Source organism: Butyrivibrio sp. MB2005 (assembly GCF_000424285.1).
Taxonomy (GTDB): domain Bacteria; phylum Bacillota; class Clostridia; order Lachnospirales; family Lachnospiraceae; genus Butyrivibrio.
The window spans coordinates 41,665-56,695 of the sequence record NZ_AUJP01000009.1; the positions used below are offsets into that span (position 1 = coordinate 41,665).

Annotated in this window: 13 protein-coding genes; 2 read left to right on the forward strand and 11 right to left on the reverse strand. The window is 40.3% G+C overall.

Annotated features, from left to right (window positions below):
* Positions 1 to 10: 10 nt before the first annotated feature.
* Positions 11 to 2,485, reverse strand: a complete 2,475-nt coding sequence (locus G610_RS0104820) for a glycoside hydrolase family 2 TIM barrel-domain containing protein (protein WP_026523884.1) — start codon at positions 2,483 to 2,485, stop codon at positions 11 to 13.
* Positions 2,486 to 2,516: 31 nt separating this feature from the next.
* Positions 2,517 to 3,377, reverse strand: a complete 861-nt coding sequence (locus tag G610_RS0104825; RefSeq protein WP_035796990.1) for a DNA-3-methyladenine glycosylase family protein — start codon at positions 3,375 to 3,377, stop codon at positions 2,517 to 2,519.
* Positions 3,378 to 3,529: 152 nt separating this feature from the next.
* Between G610_RS0104825 and G610_RS0104830 the strand changes: the two genes are divergently transcribed.
* Positions 3,530 to 4,216 (forward strand): MIP/aquaporin family protein, encoded by a 687-nt coding sequence (locus tag G610_RS0104830; RefSeq protein WP_026523886.1) that lies wholly within the window; start codon positions 3,530 to 3,532, stop codon positions 4,214 to 4,216.
* A 115-nt stretch (positions 4,217 to 4,331) separates the two neighbouring features.
* On the opposite strand, the gene G610_RS0104835 is transcribed toward G610_RS0104830, so the two are convergent.
* The 6 genes from G610_RS0104835 to G610_RS21985 all read right to left on the reverse strand — a co-directional run bounded on the left by G610_RS0104835 (position 4,332) and on the right by G610_RS21985 (position 11,475).
* Positions 4,332 to 5,132, reverse strand: coding sequence for an ABC transporter permease (locus tag G610_RS0104835; protein ID WP_026523887.1), 801 nt, complete (start codon positions 5,130 to 5,132; stop codon positions 4,332 to 4,334).
* An 11-nt stretch (positions 5,133 to 5,143) separates the two neighbouring features.
* On the reverse strand, positions 5,144 to 5,935 hold the full coding sequence (locus G610_RS0104840; protein WP_026523888.1) for an ABC transporter permease: 792 nt from the start codon (positions 5,933 to 5,935) through the stop codon (positions 5,144 to 5,146).
* A complete protein-coding gene (locus tag G610_RS0104845; protein WP_026523889.1) occupies positions 5,932 to 6,897 on the reverse strand; it encodes an ABC transporter ATP-binding protein in 966 nt (321 codons plus the stop codon). The genes G610_RS0104840 and G610_RS0104845 overlap by 4 nt, the downstream gene beginning before the upstream one ends.
* A gap of 117 nt (positions 6,898 to 7,014) precedes the next feature.
* Complete coding sequence (locus G610_RS0104850; protein ID WP_026523890.1) at positions 7,015 to 8,544, reverse strand: O-antigen ligase family protein; 1,530 nt, start codon at positions 8,542 to 8,544, stop codon at positions 7,015 to 7,017.
* A gap of 145 nt (positions 8,545 to 8,689) precedes the next feature.
* Positions 8,690 to 9,274, reverse strand: a complete 585-nt coding sequence (locus G610_RS0104855) for a leucine-rich repeat protein (RefSeq protein WP_026523891.1) — start codon at positions 9,272 to 9,274, stop codon at positions 8,690 to 8,692.
* An 86-nt stretch (positions 9,275 to 9,360) separates the two neighbouring features.
* A complete protein-coding gene (locus tag G610_RS21985; protein WP_081667229.1) occupies positions 9,361 to 11,475 on the reverse strand; it encodes an HAD family hydrolase in 2,115 nt (704 codons plus the stop codon).
* Between the two features lie 50 nt (positions 11,476 to 11,525).
* Between G610_RS21985 and G610_RS0104865 the strand changes: the two genes are divergently transcribed.
* Positions 11,526 to 13,271 (forward strand): ATP-binding protein, encoded by a 1,746-nt coding sequence (locus G610_RS0104865; RefSeq protein ID WP_196809810.1) that lies wholly within the window; start codon positions 11,526 to 11,528, stop codon positions 13,269 to 13,271.
* 119 nt (positions 13,272 to 13,390) lie between these two features.
* Here G610_RS0104865 and G610_RS0104870 read toward each other — a convergent pair whose 3' ends face one another.
* The 3 genes from G610_RS0104870 to tagD all read right to left on the reverse strand — a co-directional run bounded on the left by G610_RS0104870 (position 13,391) and on the right by tagD (position 15,012).
* Positions 13,391 to 14,143, reverse strand: coding sequence for an ion transporter (locus tag G610_RS0104870; RefSeq protein ID WP_242829616.1), 753 nt, complete (start codon positions 14,141 to 14,143; stop codon positions 13,391 to 13,393).
* Positions 14,144 to 14,204: 61 nt separating this feature from the next.
* A complete protein-coding gene (locus G610_RS0104875) occupies positions 14,205 to 14,402 on the reverse strand; it encodes a hypothetical protein (protein ID WP_155830957.1) in 198 nt (65 codons plus the stop codon).
* 157 nt (positions 14,403 to 14,559) lie between these two features.
* Positions 14,560 to 15,012 carry a glycerol-3-phosphate cytidylyltransferase gene (gene tagD, locus G610_RS0104880; RefSeq protein ID WP_026523895.1) on the reverse strand — a complete coding sequence of 151 codons (453 nt, stop codon included), beginning with the start codon at positions 15,010 to 15,012 and terminating at the stop codon, positions 14,560 to 14,562.
* Positions 15,013 to 15,031: the final 19 nt, after the last annotated feature.

Genomic DNA, 15,031 nt, shown 5'->3' on the forward strand with positions numbered 1-15,031 from the left:
TATCACTGTTTTATTGCGGTTTTACGACCATATTAAGCTCACTCTCAGCTCGTCCTATACCCTCTGCATCTACAGTCAGGCTGCAGCTTCCTGCATCATATCCTGAGCGGATAATGGCCATAGCCCGTCCTCTGTAGGTTGCAGCCAGAGAATCCGTATAATCCTCCTCTGTGATGGGGTTGGCAGATCCAAATCCTGCAAGCGTGCCTTCTCCGCTGACCTGAGCCTTAAGAGGCACCTGCGCATCAGGAACAACACATCCATCCTTATCAACAATCTCTACTGCAACATAAATAAGGTCATGACCATCTGCAAGAGCTTCAGATTTTTCAGGAATAAGCCTTACTTCTGCAGGTTCTCCCGTGGTCTTAAGCATATCTCTGCTTATCTCTTTTCCATCACGGTAGCTTATGGCAACTACGCTTCCCGGTTGATAAACCGTCTCGAAGCGAACGCTGTTAGGCAAAGGTCTCTCTGTCAGAACCTTTTTCCTTCCGATACTTGTGCCATTTACCAGGATTTCTACTTCCTCAGCTCCTGAAAATACCACCAGTTCAACAGACTTTCCCTCATATCCATTGTAATTCCAGCATGAAATCACTCCTGGGAATCCCCACATACTTATAAGCTCTGTTTTATCGAAAGTATCCGGATGCATGGAATAGAGATGAGTCTTGTCGCTTCCCCATACTATGCTTCTGTATGCGCCTTGAGGCAGCATCGTTCCATTAATATCAAAATCCGCATCATTGGCTGTTCTCCAGGGATAAGGAGAAGTGCCCTGAGGCATTATATCCCATGGATGCTTTGGCGCATTTGGATCGTCCTTATCAAAATAAACAGCCTTTCCGATACCTGCTTCACCAAGATAATCCCATGCGGTCCATGTAAAATCACCAATTACGTAAGGGAGTTTTTCAACAAGAGGCCATCTAAAGCCAATTTCCTTAGGGAAATTCTCTGAGCCCAAAATAACTCTTTCAGGAAACATCTCATGATCCCGCTCGTAAAGGTCTTCCATATAGTTGTAGCCCACAACATCCATTCCGTTTGTAAAAGGCTCTGTGGCCTTTTCCCAAAGGTTCGTATTAAGGCCGTCGCTGGCATTCTGAGCCTGATTCTGTCCCTTTGCCAGCTCGTCATCAAGGCCGCTCCAAAATGAACAGATTCCGTTGCTTACAGGCCTTGTGCCATCGAGGTATCTTATGGTCTCAGCTAACCTTGTAGCCCTTGTATAGCCACCGCCAAGGCCTCCGCGTTCCGGAATCTCGTTACCGGTGGACCACATTATGACTGATGGATGAGTTCTGTCTCTTTTTACGAAAGCAGTGAGATCCCTTTCCCAGTCAGCATCGAAGAACTGGTTGTAGTCTCCACCTCTTTTTCCCATAGACCACGCATCAAAAGCCTCATCAAAGACATACATACCAATCCTGTCGCAGGCCTCAATAAGGGCTGCTGAAGGCGGATTATGAGAAGTACGGATCGCATTAAAGCCCAGTTCTTTAAGTTTCTTTATCTTTCTCTCCTCAATCTTAGGAAGTGTTACTGTGCCAAGTAATCCATTATCATGATGAAGGCAACCACCCTTAAGCTTTACACTCTTTCCATTGATACGAAGTCCCCGCACAGAATCCGCAGTAACTGTGCGTATTCCGAACAGTACTTCAGTCTCATCTGTGGTTCCATTCTCTTCTCCAACAAAATGCGTTCTGTAGGCACCAATATCCTTAACTGTAGCCTTAATACGATACAGATTTGGATGTTCTGTGTCCCAAAGCATGGGATTTTCTACATTAAGCGCCATTCTGGCAGTCTCAATTGCGCCGGAACATACCTGAATAACACGCTTTGTCTCCGTAACAGTCTCGCCTGTTGCGTCGCTAATAAGGTCCACGGTTATCTCCGCCATCCTGTTTCCAAGTCCGGCATTTTCTACCTCCACAAGGGCTTCCAGGAAAGCATAGCCGTCCGAAACTTCTTTTGTATAAGCATAAATTCCATCAGGAACGATGTGAACTCTTGGCCCATGGAGGAGCTTTACGCCTCTGTACAGACCTGATCCCGTATACCATCTGGAATTGGGCTGCATGCTTGTATTTACGTGTACTGTAATCCTATTTTCTTCGCCAAAGGTCACATAATCCGTCAGATCGCAGTAAAAAGGCGCATAGCCGTTATGCCAAAGGGCTGCTTTACTGCCGTTAATCTCAACGGTAGCGTTCATCATAGCCCCATCAAATAACAGACCTACGCACTCGCTCTCCCACTCCTTGGGAAAATAAACATATTTCGTGTAACACGAAACTCCGCCTGTAAAATAGCCCATGTCCACACCTGCAGGAGCATCAGCGGACACAGGAGTCCCGATCATTCCATCGTGAGGCAGATTAACAAGCGTTCCGGGTGTATTCTCAAGCATTGTAATGCTATCCAAATATCCTCTTCGAAACATCCATTCTTTATCCAACTCTAGTTTTTGCATACAATATTTCCTCCTGCCATTGCTCAAAAAATCAATATTTTGCTCTGTAATATGCAAACATATATTGCTGATAAATGCCGTTATAGGGAGCGTATTTCTCCTTAGGATAGCCATTTGGATATTCGTTGGCAAGGACCTTTTTTATCCAAACATCAACGGGAAAAGCATCAAGCTGATGAAGTCCAAAAAGTGCCACGCAGGATGCAACCTTAAGTCCTATACCCTTCTGAGCCATAAGTCCTTCTATGGCGTCATCTGCATTCATGGCGGATAATTCCTCAAGGTTAAGGACTCCGCTCTTTATATTCTCAGCGGCAAGTCTCACGTACTCATCTCTGTAGCCAAGCTTACATTCTGAAAGCTCCTCACTGCTCATGGCCATTATCGCTTCAGCCCTGGGAAAAGCGTAGTACTCTCGTCCTTCAGAATCCTTTTTCGTATCACCCGTTATGCTGCAAAGTATCTCTATTGAGCGCTTTATAGCCGGTATATTTCTGTTCTGGGAAATAATAAAACTGATAAGTGTCTCCCAGGGATCCTGCTTCAAAATTCTGATACCCATACAGCTCTTAGCCGCTTCGTAGAGGAATGGATCGTCCTTTTTGCGGATTCTCTTTCTGACCTTCTCATAGTTCGTCCCAAGATCAAAATAATCCCACCATATTTCTCTGAATTCTTCCTCGCTGCAGTCAATCTCGTAGTTTTTATCCCCGGCTTCGCTGATGATAAGGCAGCTGTCGCGATAGGGGATGCGGTACTTTTTCCTCTCCGGTGTCCCCGTAGCCTGCTTTTCATCGCCATCTTCATCCAGCCTTTGCCATCTGAAGCACTGGCCACTTTCAGCTATTTTTTCAAGATCAAAATCATCTTCTATCTGAATGATATTTTTCATTATTATATCTTCCTTAATACTGATAATAAATAATTCTACCAATTATTAAAAAAGGCTTCCATAGAAAAATTCTTAGGGGTAAAATAATGGTGAAGCGTATATTTTTCATCGCTATTTGGGGATGCGATGATTTATTTTAAGGAGGTTGTGGTATGAAGAAGTATATCGCAGAATGTATTGGAACTTGTGTACTTGTTGTCCTGGGTTGTGGTACAGCTATGCTTGTGGGCTGTGATGCAGCAAACGGCAGTGGTTACCTTCTGACTGCCCTTGCATTTGGTCTTACCATTGTTGGTATGGCATATTGTGTAGGAAATATCTCAGGTTGTCACATCAATCCCGCTGTATCTCTTGGCGTTCTGTTAAGCGGCGGAATGGAAAAAAGTGACTTCATCGGATACGTTGTTTCTCAGTGCCTGGGCGCTCTTATCGGATCAGGTCTTCTTGCTGTTATCTTTGGAACCGGCGGAGTTGTAGATAAAACCGGCGGATTTGGCTCAAACGGTCTTTCAGGCGTTGGCGGTAATGCTGTAGCTGGTCTTCTTGTTGAGATCATTCTCACATTCATCTTTGTCCTTACGATCCTTGGTGTTACATCCAAAAAAGCAAATCATGGTTCATTTGGCGGCCTTGTAATCGGTTTAACCCTTACTCTCGTACATATCCTCGGCATCGGCCTGACAGGTACATCCGTTAACCCTGCAAGAAGCTTTGGTCCCGCTATATTTGCTGCTATTTCAGGTAACACAGCTCCCCTTGCTGCTCTTTGGGTATTCATCGTAGGTCCTCTTGTAGGTGCTGCTCTCGCAGCCATCGTTTACAAATATCTTGAGGATTGATGCAGGGTAAGTTTTGACGGACTTTAAAGTCCAATGCTAATTACTATAAAATAAATCAGGCTGTCTACTGTTTTTATGAACAGTAGACAGCCTTTTCATTATCCTGAATATCTTATTAACTTCCTGTTGATCTGTAATGTCTAAGAGCAAGGTGAAACATCACTGTCATAAATATAAAAACCACAGCACCTGAAAGCGGTGTTACAAACGCTGTCCATGTGGGCCATCCGTAAAGGGGCTTATCCATAATCCAGGATGCCGGCACATGAAGTGTAAGCGCAAATGGTGCTATTACTGTAAAAAGAGCCCTGAGCGGAGTCGGGTAAATATCTATCGGATACTGACATGCGCTTCGTCCACCGTATGTGATAGCATTTACAAGCTCCACGGATTTTACACTGAAAATACTGAAAATCGCCTCTATCATGAATAATCCCAATATCAGAAGCATACTCATGGCAATAGATTCCACAAGCACAAATACCTTAAGCAGATTCCAGGATATCCCAGATAGACGGCTTCCCATGATAAGCGCTGCCACTCCAACAGCAATACATGTTATTCGCCTGGGATCTGTTCCTCCGCACAGGACCTGCGTGAGCACGCCTCTGGGTCTTACAAGAAAGGTATCAAGCCGTCCCGTCCTTACCATCATGGGGAAATCCCCGGTAATTCCTCGTCCGAACAGCTCGGTGAGATAAAATGATACCGACATCATTCCAAAAAAGAAATACAGATTGCCGCCGGTCCATCCCTTAAGGCTCTCAAACCTGTCCACGATCAGGATAACCACCATCATCTCTCCGCCTTCCATCACAAGCTGAGCAAGAGTCTGCATGATAAATGAGCTTGTATATTGGAGATGGCTTTTTAGAAGCATTCCTATTGATTTTGTATATAGTCTGAATATGTCCATAATGATTCCCTTTATCCACCCTGTACGATCATTCGTTTTCTGTTTGCATTCCACATAGCTGCACCAAGGGATATGAGAACAACTACCCAAAATGCCTGAAGTACATAAACCCTGAACGCATCAGCAGGAATATATTCCCCTGTATATAATCTGATTGGCGCATCAAGAAGCTGCGCATAAGGGAAAAATGTTATGACCTTTTGCCAGCTGGCAGGAAAGAGATTAAGAGGCAAAAGATTTCCGGATAACGTCATCATCAAAAGATTGAGAAGCCCCTGCATTCCCCTTGGATCAAGGGTCCTCATGGTAAATGCCACTGTTATGTTTTCAAGGGCACACATGCAAAAAAGTCCAAGAGCAAGAGCAGGAATACATGCCAAAAATCCTGAAAAAGAAGAAGGCAAAGTAATTCCCCATCCCTTTGGCAAAAGAAATGCCATTATCAGCATCGGAACTGCGCGCATCACACTGCCCATGAGCTTCTGAGCCATAACTCTTGCATAGTAAAAACCATACATATTTACGGGGCGGCAAAGATCATAGGATATATCGCCTGATCTGATCTTATCGAGCAGCTCTGAATCTGACGCCACCATCATTCGGAAAAATGCCTGCTGAAGCCAGACATAGGTGGCAACACTTTCAATAGGAACTGACTGGGGCTTACCTGCATAAAGTGCCCTGTACAGAGCCACAAGAATAAGCCCGAAAAACATCTGGCAAAGGATTCCTCCTATCATTGCGCCTCTATATTGCAATTCCATACGAAGACGCATTTTAAAGACAGATAAATAGGCTCTCATAGGTCAAGCTCCTTGTACATTGCAGCAATCAGGTGATCGGTGTTTTCAGGCTGTAATGTAAGCTCGCTGATGTTTCCTGCATCCTGCAAAATCGAGAGAAGCTTCGCAGTAGGAAGCTTTGAAGGCTTATAGCTAAGCTTTATTCCATCCTCTGTTTTACTGCATTCTACCCCTTCTGGAAGCACTAGCTCCGGAAGAGCCGCATCGTATTTTACACTTACATTACGCACGGTATCGAAACGTTCAAGAAGATCGTTTAATTTTCCATCAAAAAGCTTCTGTCCGTGACCGATTACCATTACTCTGGAACAAAGTGCCGCAATATCTTCCATATCGTGGGTTGTAAGCATGATAGTCGTGCCATGCTCTTTATTTTCCCACTTTAAAAATTCCCTGAGCGAAAGCTTACTTACTGCGTCCAGACCAATTGTAGGCTCATCAAGAAAAAGAAGCTCAGGTCTATGCAGAAGGGATCCGCACAGCTCAGCTCTCATTCTCTGTCCAAGACTGAGAAGTCTTAATGGTGTTTTCATGAGTTCATCAAGCTGTAGAGCCTCAGAAAGCTCCTTTAATCTGGCTTCATAGTCTCTTTGCGGAATCCTGTAAATATCTTTAAGAAGCGAATAACTGTCTATAATGGGAACATCCCACCACAACTGACTTCGCTGCCCAAACACTACTCCGATATTTTTTACATGCGCTTTGCGCTCATGCCATGGAACAAGACCGCCCACCGTAGCACTTCCTCCATCCGGTGTAAGAATTCCAGAGAGAATCTTTACTGTAGTTGATTTTCCTGCCCCGTTGGGACCTATGTATCCTACAAGTTCTCCTTTATCAACAGAAAAAGAAATGCCTTTAAGGGCGTTAACTGTATCCTTTTCCCTTAAAAGCCTTCCTTTTTCTCGCTTTTTCTTAACAACAAAGTCCTTCTTTAAGTTGTTAACTTCTATATAACTCATTATGCTTCCCCTTAATCCAACAAAAACTCTCTGATTGCCTCAGAATATTCTACCAAATTCTTGCACTGATTGTTTAAAGAATTAAAGAAGGATGCAAAATATGAGTGAATAAATGCATTAGTTATAAGATTTTTGTGCAAGTGACTCGCCTCTATAAATTGTAAGCAGCACAAAGAAAATAGCCACCATGAGTGGATGAGGTCCATTGATTATGGACTGCGCTATATATCCGACAAGGCCAATGAATGCATACAGCTTATTAGGACTTATGTCGTTTTTAGATAGCACACCTCTTAAATAGTCATAAATGACATAAATATAAATTCCAAGATAAGAAGCAGCACCTACTATACCTGTAGTCACCAGGTACTCAAGCACATCGTTATGAATGTTATCAAGGAAATAAAAATCTCCGTATGCCTCCTGTATCTCAAAGTAATAATTCTGCGCTATTGTATCAACACATCCTGGACCAATTCCAAATATCTGATTGGGTGTATCAGCGTCCAGGAAGGCATTTATAGCAATAGACCATAGGAGCCCTCTCCTGTTTAAGAAGTAAATATCAAAATGCATGGCGGATACAACAATAATTGCTACAAATGCAATCAGAACTGCTGCAACATAAATTCTGAAAAGCACCTTTAGTATTTTGTCTTCCTGCTCTTTACTAATTCTCAACTCCAGGAACATCTGCAAAAGAAGTACAGCAAAGCAAATACCACCTATAATCAGATCCACATTATGCTTAATAAGAATTGGTGAAATATCATCTAACCTAATTTCCGGTCTATATAAAATAATAACTTTTGCAGCAAAACCAGCCAGTCCAAAAATGATACCATTTATTAACAAGCCCAAAAATCTTTTGGAATTCCTAAGACAAAAACCGATTATGAAAACGTATCCGATTCCCACTCCAATATATATGCTATCAGCATGTGTAAGGAACATATTAAGATATGCGAAAAAAAGTACTATCGCAGCAAGAGTACGTTTGAAGCCATTCTGCGATATAACAAACATAATTACCATCATCGGGATGATAACAGACAGATATCCGCTGAATTGATCTATATTACCTATAGTAGATGTGAAATGATCCTTCCAGTTCACATCAATATCCTCCAAAGTATGGAGGGGATCTATCCAAAGATCATTAAGGATAGCAATAATCATTGCAAACGCACCGCCGAACATCATTCCCAGAAAATAGCTGAACTCACTTTTCATAAATCTGGAATAGATAAGATACAATACGCACAATGAAAAAAGCATAGCGCCACCCACTCCCCAGGCCATAGAGCCTGAAAAAGCCTCTTTTCTGTACTCCGAAATAAGACATGATAATATGCACGCTATCCCAAAACACATGACAAATATATCCAGACCTGACACAGAACCTATAAGTTCGGAAACAATTCTCTTAAAATCGCTAACGAGAGTTTTGTTTTTTGCCCCTGCAATTATCCACTTAACCAGCAGCATCAATGCCAGACCTGCCGCTACGACTATACTCAGCCACGTAAAATAGGTTTTATCCCTTAAAATGTTGTTAAACCCATTTGTAAAATAGAGCGGTGCCCCCATCAGAACCATAAAGAAGTATATTCTAGCTGCATTCTGTTTATTAATAGTTATATTCAAATCATTCCTCCTCCATAATGTTAAGTTCTATCCGGATTTCCAGTACAAATACGTTCACCTTTTGCTGCAGATATACATAGAATAAGGCTGTCGCGCCATATAAATAGCACTACAGCCTTATTGTTACCATGAGGAAACTCTTCATTTATTTTGCTTTTTTAAACGAGAATTTTGTTCCCTTAGGAGCTGACTTCTTCAACTGCTTAACAAGCTTGTTGTAAGCTGACTTAGACTTGCAGGTAAGTACGATCTTCTTAGCCTTGCAACCCTTAAGGGCCTTAGCATTGATCTTCTTAGCTGTAAGATTCTTAGCGTTGATCTTGATTGTCTTAGCCTTAGAAGCACCCTTGAACTGATTCTTCTTAAGAGTTGTAAGCTCTACATCCGTAAGATCGATTGTCTCAGCCTTTTTGCAGTTCTTGAAAGCAGAAGAGCTAATCTCAGTAATCTTCTTGTTATTAACTGTTCCACTGAGCTTAACTTTCTTATTGCTACTCTTTACAGCTGTAACAACGACACCGTTCTCAGTATCCTTAACACTCTCAGTAACGCTGGAATCAGTAATCTCGATTACCTTACCATTCTCAAAATCCTGCTGTGTTGATGGATCCTGAACTGAAATGTTAGATGCAATCACTTCTTTAACAACTACACCCTGAGCATTGCTTACTGCTGGAGCAGAAGTAGCTACCAGCACTGCCGCAAGAGCGGCTGCTATCATTCTCTTCATAATTTTTTCCCTCGCTATGTTTAGTATTGTTTATATTTTAAAACATGACTATAGTATAGTTTTATTAATAATTAATGTCAATAGTGTCATATAACATTAATCTCCAGTTCGAATTTTTTTTCTATCTCATGAAGGTACTTTTCATTATTGCCTGCTACTGCAAGAAGAGGTGCATAGGCGTCTCTGCCGCCTATTTCCAGCATATATGGATATTCACTGAAATGCTCACTGTAACTGCTTATAAAGTCAAGTATTCCTCTCTGAATCTCAGCTGCACCATAAGGAGAAACATCTCTCTTACCAAATCTCAATGTCACATCAAGTGCACCATAGTATATATCATCTGTTCCCACTCTCACATCACCTTCATAGAATCCTGTAAACTGTGGTGTATCCGATGATAACAGCAACTCCCAGAACACGTTATAGCCCTTATCGGGATCATGCTTTTTCAAAATATCGCGATTATGCGACTGGGAGAACATGTATGACACCATTCTCCCTGACTGCAGAAATTGCTCTGCTGCATCGGGCTCTGCATTATGAACAGTATTAGTCCCGGCAACAATCCCTCTGATATCGCAGTCAATATTCCAAACTTCACATGCCAGACGATTTAAAGCCATAGCTCCGCTACCCGCCCAGCCGATATCAACAACCGCAGCTTTTGTACAGCCTTGCAGAATATCACTATAGTATCGACCTGCTGCACTAATCTGACCTTTATACTCTTTAGTTATTTCATCCCATTTTGCCTCTATAAATCGTCGTAAGAGATCTGCGTTTTTATCCGTTAGTTTGTCGTCTGCTTTCAGCTGTTTTAGAGCTGACGACTTTAAAACACCTACCTCTTTTAACCTTCCGTTAAGAGAGCAGTTCTGCCAATCTTCAAGTTTCAGTGCAAGCTCATCAAGCTCCATAGAATGCAATATTTCCTCAATGGTAAAATCCTGATTGATTTTATGATAGATAAACCTGCGGAAATAATCATGCTTATCAATTCCTGATGCCAGCTTAGTCACAGCTTTTCGTGACAGGTATGCATACTCAGCATTGTCATCAGGGTAAAGACGTTTATAGGCTTTTAACAGAACATCTCCATCTCTGGACAGAAACAGAAGCTTATCTAAATTTTCTTTTTTGTAATAGTTATGAATGAAATTACAATAACCAATGGCGAACAATCCTCCATATATATATCCATATTCATACTCCATGGAGTATGACCTTAGCCCATTATAGATATGAGCATTTACCAGACCTCTATAGGCAGATCCAACAATATATGACATATCTTGCGCCCTATACAAGAGTTCATTCCTGTTTATGTTTGGATAGTGCAATGTATCAAAGCCTGCTCTCTTCGCATTCTTGACATCACTTACCGGATTATCGCCCACATGAATAATTAACTTCATTGGAGACAATTCTCTTTTCACTTTGTCAAATAATTTTCCATCCGACTTGCTGATCCCATACTCACAAGAAACATATATCTTTGAAGCACCTTCAAATCCGTTCTTAGTCAAAAGAATTTCGATCTGATCACGTGACAGATACATATCCGACACTATAATCATTTCTTTTCCAAGGGAGCGTAATTTATTCCAAACTTCAAGCATGAATGGATTGGCATAACACATCGTCCGTTCTACGTTCCACTCAATCTGCATTCCACGCTTAGCGTCCAATCCTGTATCTGCAGCTAGATTATTCCAGATATCAGAGAAAGTGACCTCCATATGCCCATTCCTTCGCTTGCACTTAACACGAGCATCCCATTCAGCCAAAACGCGGATATTCTTAAAGTCAAGCATCCCTAACTGCTCACCAACAAAATAAAACACATCTGTAGGCTGAGACAGCGGCCTGAAAATAAGCGTGTCAAATACATCAAAGGATATAACATCATAATCCTTTAATGTATCCACAAATGTGTCTACGGATAAATCCTTATTTGTCCTAATGTTCTGTTCCGATTCACTGATTTTCACAGGTACAGTTCTTTTTTCATATATTTGCATTTTAGGAGTTTTTCCAAGAAATCTTAGGAAAAGAATATGGTACCCAATATTGAGTACCAATAAATACCCCCATGATAAAACCTTCATAGCTCCTGTTGTTCCATCATGAAAGCGATGATAACGATGCTTTATTCCCGGCACCTTGTTAACAAGTAAATTGTAGAGTTCTCTTCTCATAATTGATTAAATCCCAAATCAAAACTTATAGTATGCATATATGCATCAATATGTACTATAGTATTGTATCAGATTTATCTATACAATGGATTAAAGATTATTATAATTCGTCACCAGGGTATGAAATAAGTGAAATTCACCGAAATTATCAGATAATGTTTGAGTTTAAGCATGTTATAATGGTGATGACAAAAACATTTTTGCTGAGAACAGAGGATATTTACATGAACAGGAAACTGCCTATCGGAATACAAGGATTTGAAAAACTTATATCGGATAATTTCTTGTATGTAGATAAAACAAAATATATTTATGAGCTTGTCCATAACAATGTCCCATATTTTTTATGCAGACCAAGAAGATTTGGGAAAAGTCTATTATTATCAGCCATGAAAGCATACTGGATGGGTAAAAAGGAGCTTTTTGAGGGTCTTGCCATAGAGAGGCTTGAGAAAGATAATCCCGATGCATGGAAAAGCTATCCTGTTTTCTATTTTGATTTTAATGGAGCTGATTACCAGCAAGAAGGTGCTCTTGAAGAAGCCTTGAATATCCAGCTTAATAGGTGGGAGGCGGATTATAATTGCAAGCAGACTTCCTCCACGCTCAGCGGAAGATTTCAAAATCTGCTGATTTCTGCCAAAAGAGAAACAGGTCTTAATAGCGTAATTCTTGTTGATGAATACGATAAACCTCTTTTAGATGTAATTGATAATGAAAATTTGCACGATCACAATAAGAGTGTATTTAAAGGCTTCTTCAGCACTTTAAAGAGTTTTGACGAATATATTCAATTTACTTTTATAACAGGGGTATCAAAATTTCATAAAGTAAGTATTTTTAGCGATCTTAACCACCTAAATGATATTTCACTTAATGAGACTTTTGCCGGTCTTTGCGGAATCACAGACAAAGAATTAAACGAATATTTTCCAGCTGAAATAGAAGCACTCGCCACGCATCATCAAATATCTGTTGAAGAATGTTTACATACATTAAAAAAGCAATATGATGGATATCATTTTTATCCAAATTCTGAAGGAGTATATAATCCCTATAGTCTTCTAAACGCATTCTATACTAAGGATTTTGGCACTTATTGGTTTGAGACCGGAACTCCTACTTTTTTAATAAAGAAGCTGCGAAACAGTCAATTTGATGTGCGTAAATTTTCTAATAAAACCATTTACGCCAGTGAATCAACATTAAAGGACTACACCGGAGATATGACGGATCCGATTCCGCTTTTATACCAGACAGGTTACCTTACAATTTCCGAGTTTGACAGTAAGCGAAGAAGATATACCCTCTGTTTTCCAAACGAAGAGGTAAAATACGGTTTCCTGGAAAGTCTTATACCATCCTACGTCCCTAAGGCAACTGCAGGGAATGGGCTTGATATCTTCACCCTTGATGATTACATCGAAAATGGAGAAACGGACAATATTCGTGATGTATTTACCGCTCTGTTTGCAGGCATTACATATACCACGGAAAATGACCCATTTGAGCATTATTTTCAGGCTGTTATCTACCTTGTATTTACTCTGCTTGGCAAGCTTGTTCAGTGCGAGATGCACACATATACCGGCAGGATTGATTGCAGAGTCCAAACCTCTGACTACATTTATCTGTTCGAATTCAAGAGGGATGAATCTGCCAAGGCTGCATTAGATCAGATCAATTCAAAAGAATATGCACTTCCATTTACGGCAGACAACAGAACTCTTTTTAAAATAGGTGTGTCATTTGACTCGGAGAGAAGGAAGCTTTCCGGGTGGGAAGTGGAAAAATAGAAAATGTACCATATGACTTAAGGGGGCTGTGGAGAAAATGAGTTAAATCGTTTCCACATCCCCTCCAAATTACATCTTCACCTCAAATAATCCTTCCATCGAAATCTCAGTCTTACATTTTATTGCTTAGTGTCATTCCTGCCATTCACAGTATTTCTTTTGGATAATGTATTAAGATATCCCGCCGTCACAATACCTGAGGGCAAGGCCACAATCGCAATGCCAAATACAGATGAAATCATAGCCACTGTCCTACCAACAGTCGTGACAGGATATAAATCTCCATATCCCACAGTAGTCAATGACACCGTCGCCCAATAAATTGCATCAAAGAAGGAATTAAAAGTATCTGGCTCTACACTAAAAACCACTAGTGCTGATACAAATACATACCCCATTGCAAGAGAGGCAACTTCAAGAAGTGCCTTCTTTGAATTCTTCATTACAGTCACAAGAATCTCCATGCTTCCGGAATATCTAACAACACGAAAAACTCTGAAAATTCTCAGTGGTTTAATTATTCTGAACATTCGCAGAACACGAAAGCTCCTATCAACATAGGTTATAAATGGAAGAATAGATAACAAATCAATAACCGCCATTGGCGTGAATGGATACTTAACAAAAGAAGTTATACTCTTTTTACCCAGCTTATAATCAGCTGTCATCCAACGCAGAGCATAATCAACAATGAAAACAATTGCTGCTATGCGATCTGTAATTTCAAATAATGGTCTGCTTTCCTTAAATAACATAGGAGCGATACTCATTATGATAAAAAAAAGCATGAATGCATCATACCAATCGCTGAGTTGATCACCTTCATTCGCTACTTCTACTATTTCATAGATTCGTTTACGAATTTTATCCAAGTAAATTATCTCCTCTATTCCTGCCCTACACTTCTGATATACTTAGCGTTTTACCACAAACCTAGTTCATCTCCATAAGTTTCTCATAAATCACATCAGTAGCTGATTTATCTCCATTACTCCAAAACTTGACGCTATAATCCATGCCTTTTCCTGTTTTAAAAAATATTTCGATTGCATCGACTATTGCATCAGAATCCTTACATACTTCATCTATTGGTACCTTATCCATAAAATCGACATTTCGATATCCATTCATACCGCATCGAAACTCATCAAAATCAGGAATATAAGAAAGTATATTCAGGTAAAAAAATCTAACATCCATTAAGAAAATCTGTCACCAAAAGATCATAGTCACAAGGTTCAGCTTTGGACACCAATTTGACCGTCTTGCCATTATAAATGTAATTATGTTAATTCGGATTAGTGTTTATATTGTCATGGGTCAACTCAGTACCTGTGTTAGAGAAATTAGCATCATAAATATCTGTTTTTATTTTTGATGAAGATATTTCTGGGGTCCTTTCTAAATAAACCACTTCTACACCTTCATCTTTTAAGAAATCAAACTTACCTTCCCAATCATTTCCCATAACAAATGTATCTATATGATACTCATGCATATCTGATTTTTTCTGTTGCCAATTAGTCTCAGGTATTACTAAATCCACGTAACGAATTGATTCTAATAAAACTTTCCTCTGTTCATAGGAAAAATATGTTTTTTTGTGTTTTTCATTCCAATTAAACTCATCTGATGAGAGAACAACAATAAGATAATCTCCCAATGCTTTTGCTCTTCTTAGTAAATTAATATGACCATAATGTAATAAGTCAAAAGTTCCATATGTGATTACTCGCTTCATTTTTCCCCCAGAAATATTA

Excerpts from the sequence above, each read along its gene's own strand:
- G610_RS0104820 (WP_026523884.1), bottom strand. The coding sequence starts at position 2,485 with ATGCAAAAACTAGAGTTGGATAAAGAATGGATGTTTCGAAGAGGATAT.
- G610_RS0104825 (WP_035796990.1), bottom strand. The coding sequence starts at position 3,377 with ATGAAAAATATCATTCAGATAGAAGATGATTTTGATCTTGAAAAAATA.
- G610_RS0104830 (WP_026523886.1), top strand. The coding sequence starts at position 3,530 with ATGAAGAAGTATATCGCAGAATGTATTGGAACTTGTGTACTTGTTGTC.
- G610_RS0104835 (WP_026523887.1), bottom strand. The coding sequence starts at position 5,132 with ATGGACATATTCAGACTATATACAAAATCAATAGGAATGCTTCTAAAA.
- G610_RS0104840 (WP_026523888.1), bottom strand. The coding sequence starts at position 5,935 with ATGAGAGCCTATTTATCTGTCTTTAAAATGCGTCTTCGTATGGAATTG.
- G610_RS0104845 (WP_026523889.1), bottom strand. The coding sequence starts at position 6,897 with ATGAGTTATATAGAAGTTAACAACTTAAAGAAGGACTTTGTTGTTAAG.
- G610_RS0104855 (WP_026523891.1), bottom strand. The coding sequence starts at position 9,274 with ATGAAGAGAATGATAGCAGCCGCTCTTGCGGCAGTGCTGGTAGCTACT.
- G610_RS21985 (WP_081667229.1), bottom strand. The coding sequence starts at position 11,475 with ATGAGAAGAGAACTCTACAATTTACTTGTTAACAAGGTGCCGGGAATA.
- G610_RS0104865 (WP_196809810.1), top strand. The coding sequence starts at position 11,526 with ATGTACTATAGTATTGTATCAGATTTATCTATACAATGGATTAAAGAT.
- G610_RS0104875 (WP_155830957.1), bottom strand. The coding sequence starts at position 14,402 with ATGAATGGATATCGAAATGTCGATTTTATGGATAAGGTACCAATAGAT.
- tagD (WP_026523895.1), bottom strand. The coding sequence starts at position 15,012 with ATGAAGCGAGTAATCACATATGGAACTTTTGACTTATTACATTATGGT.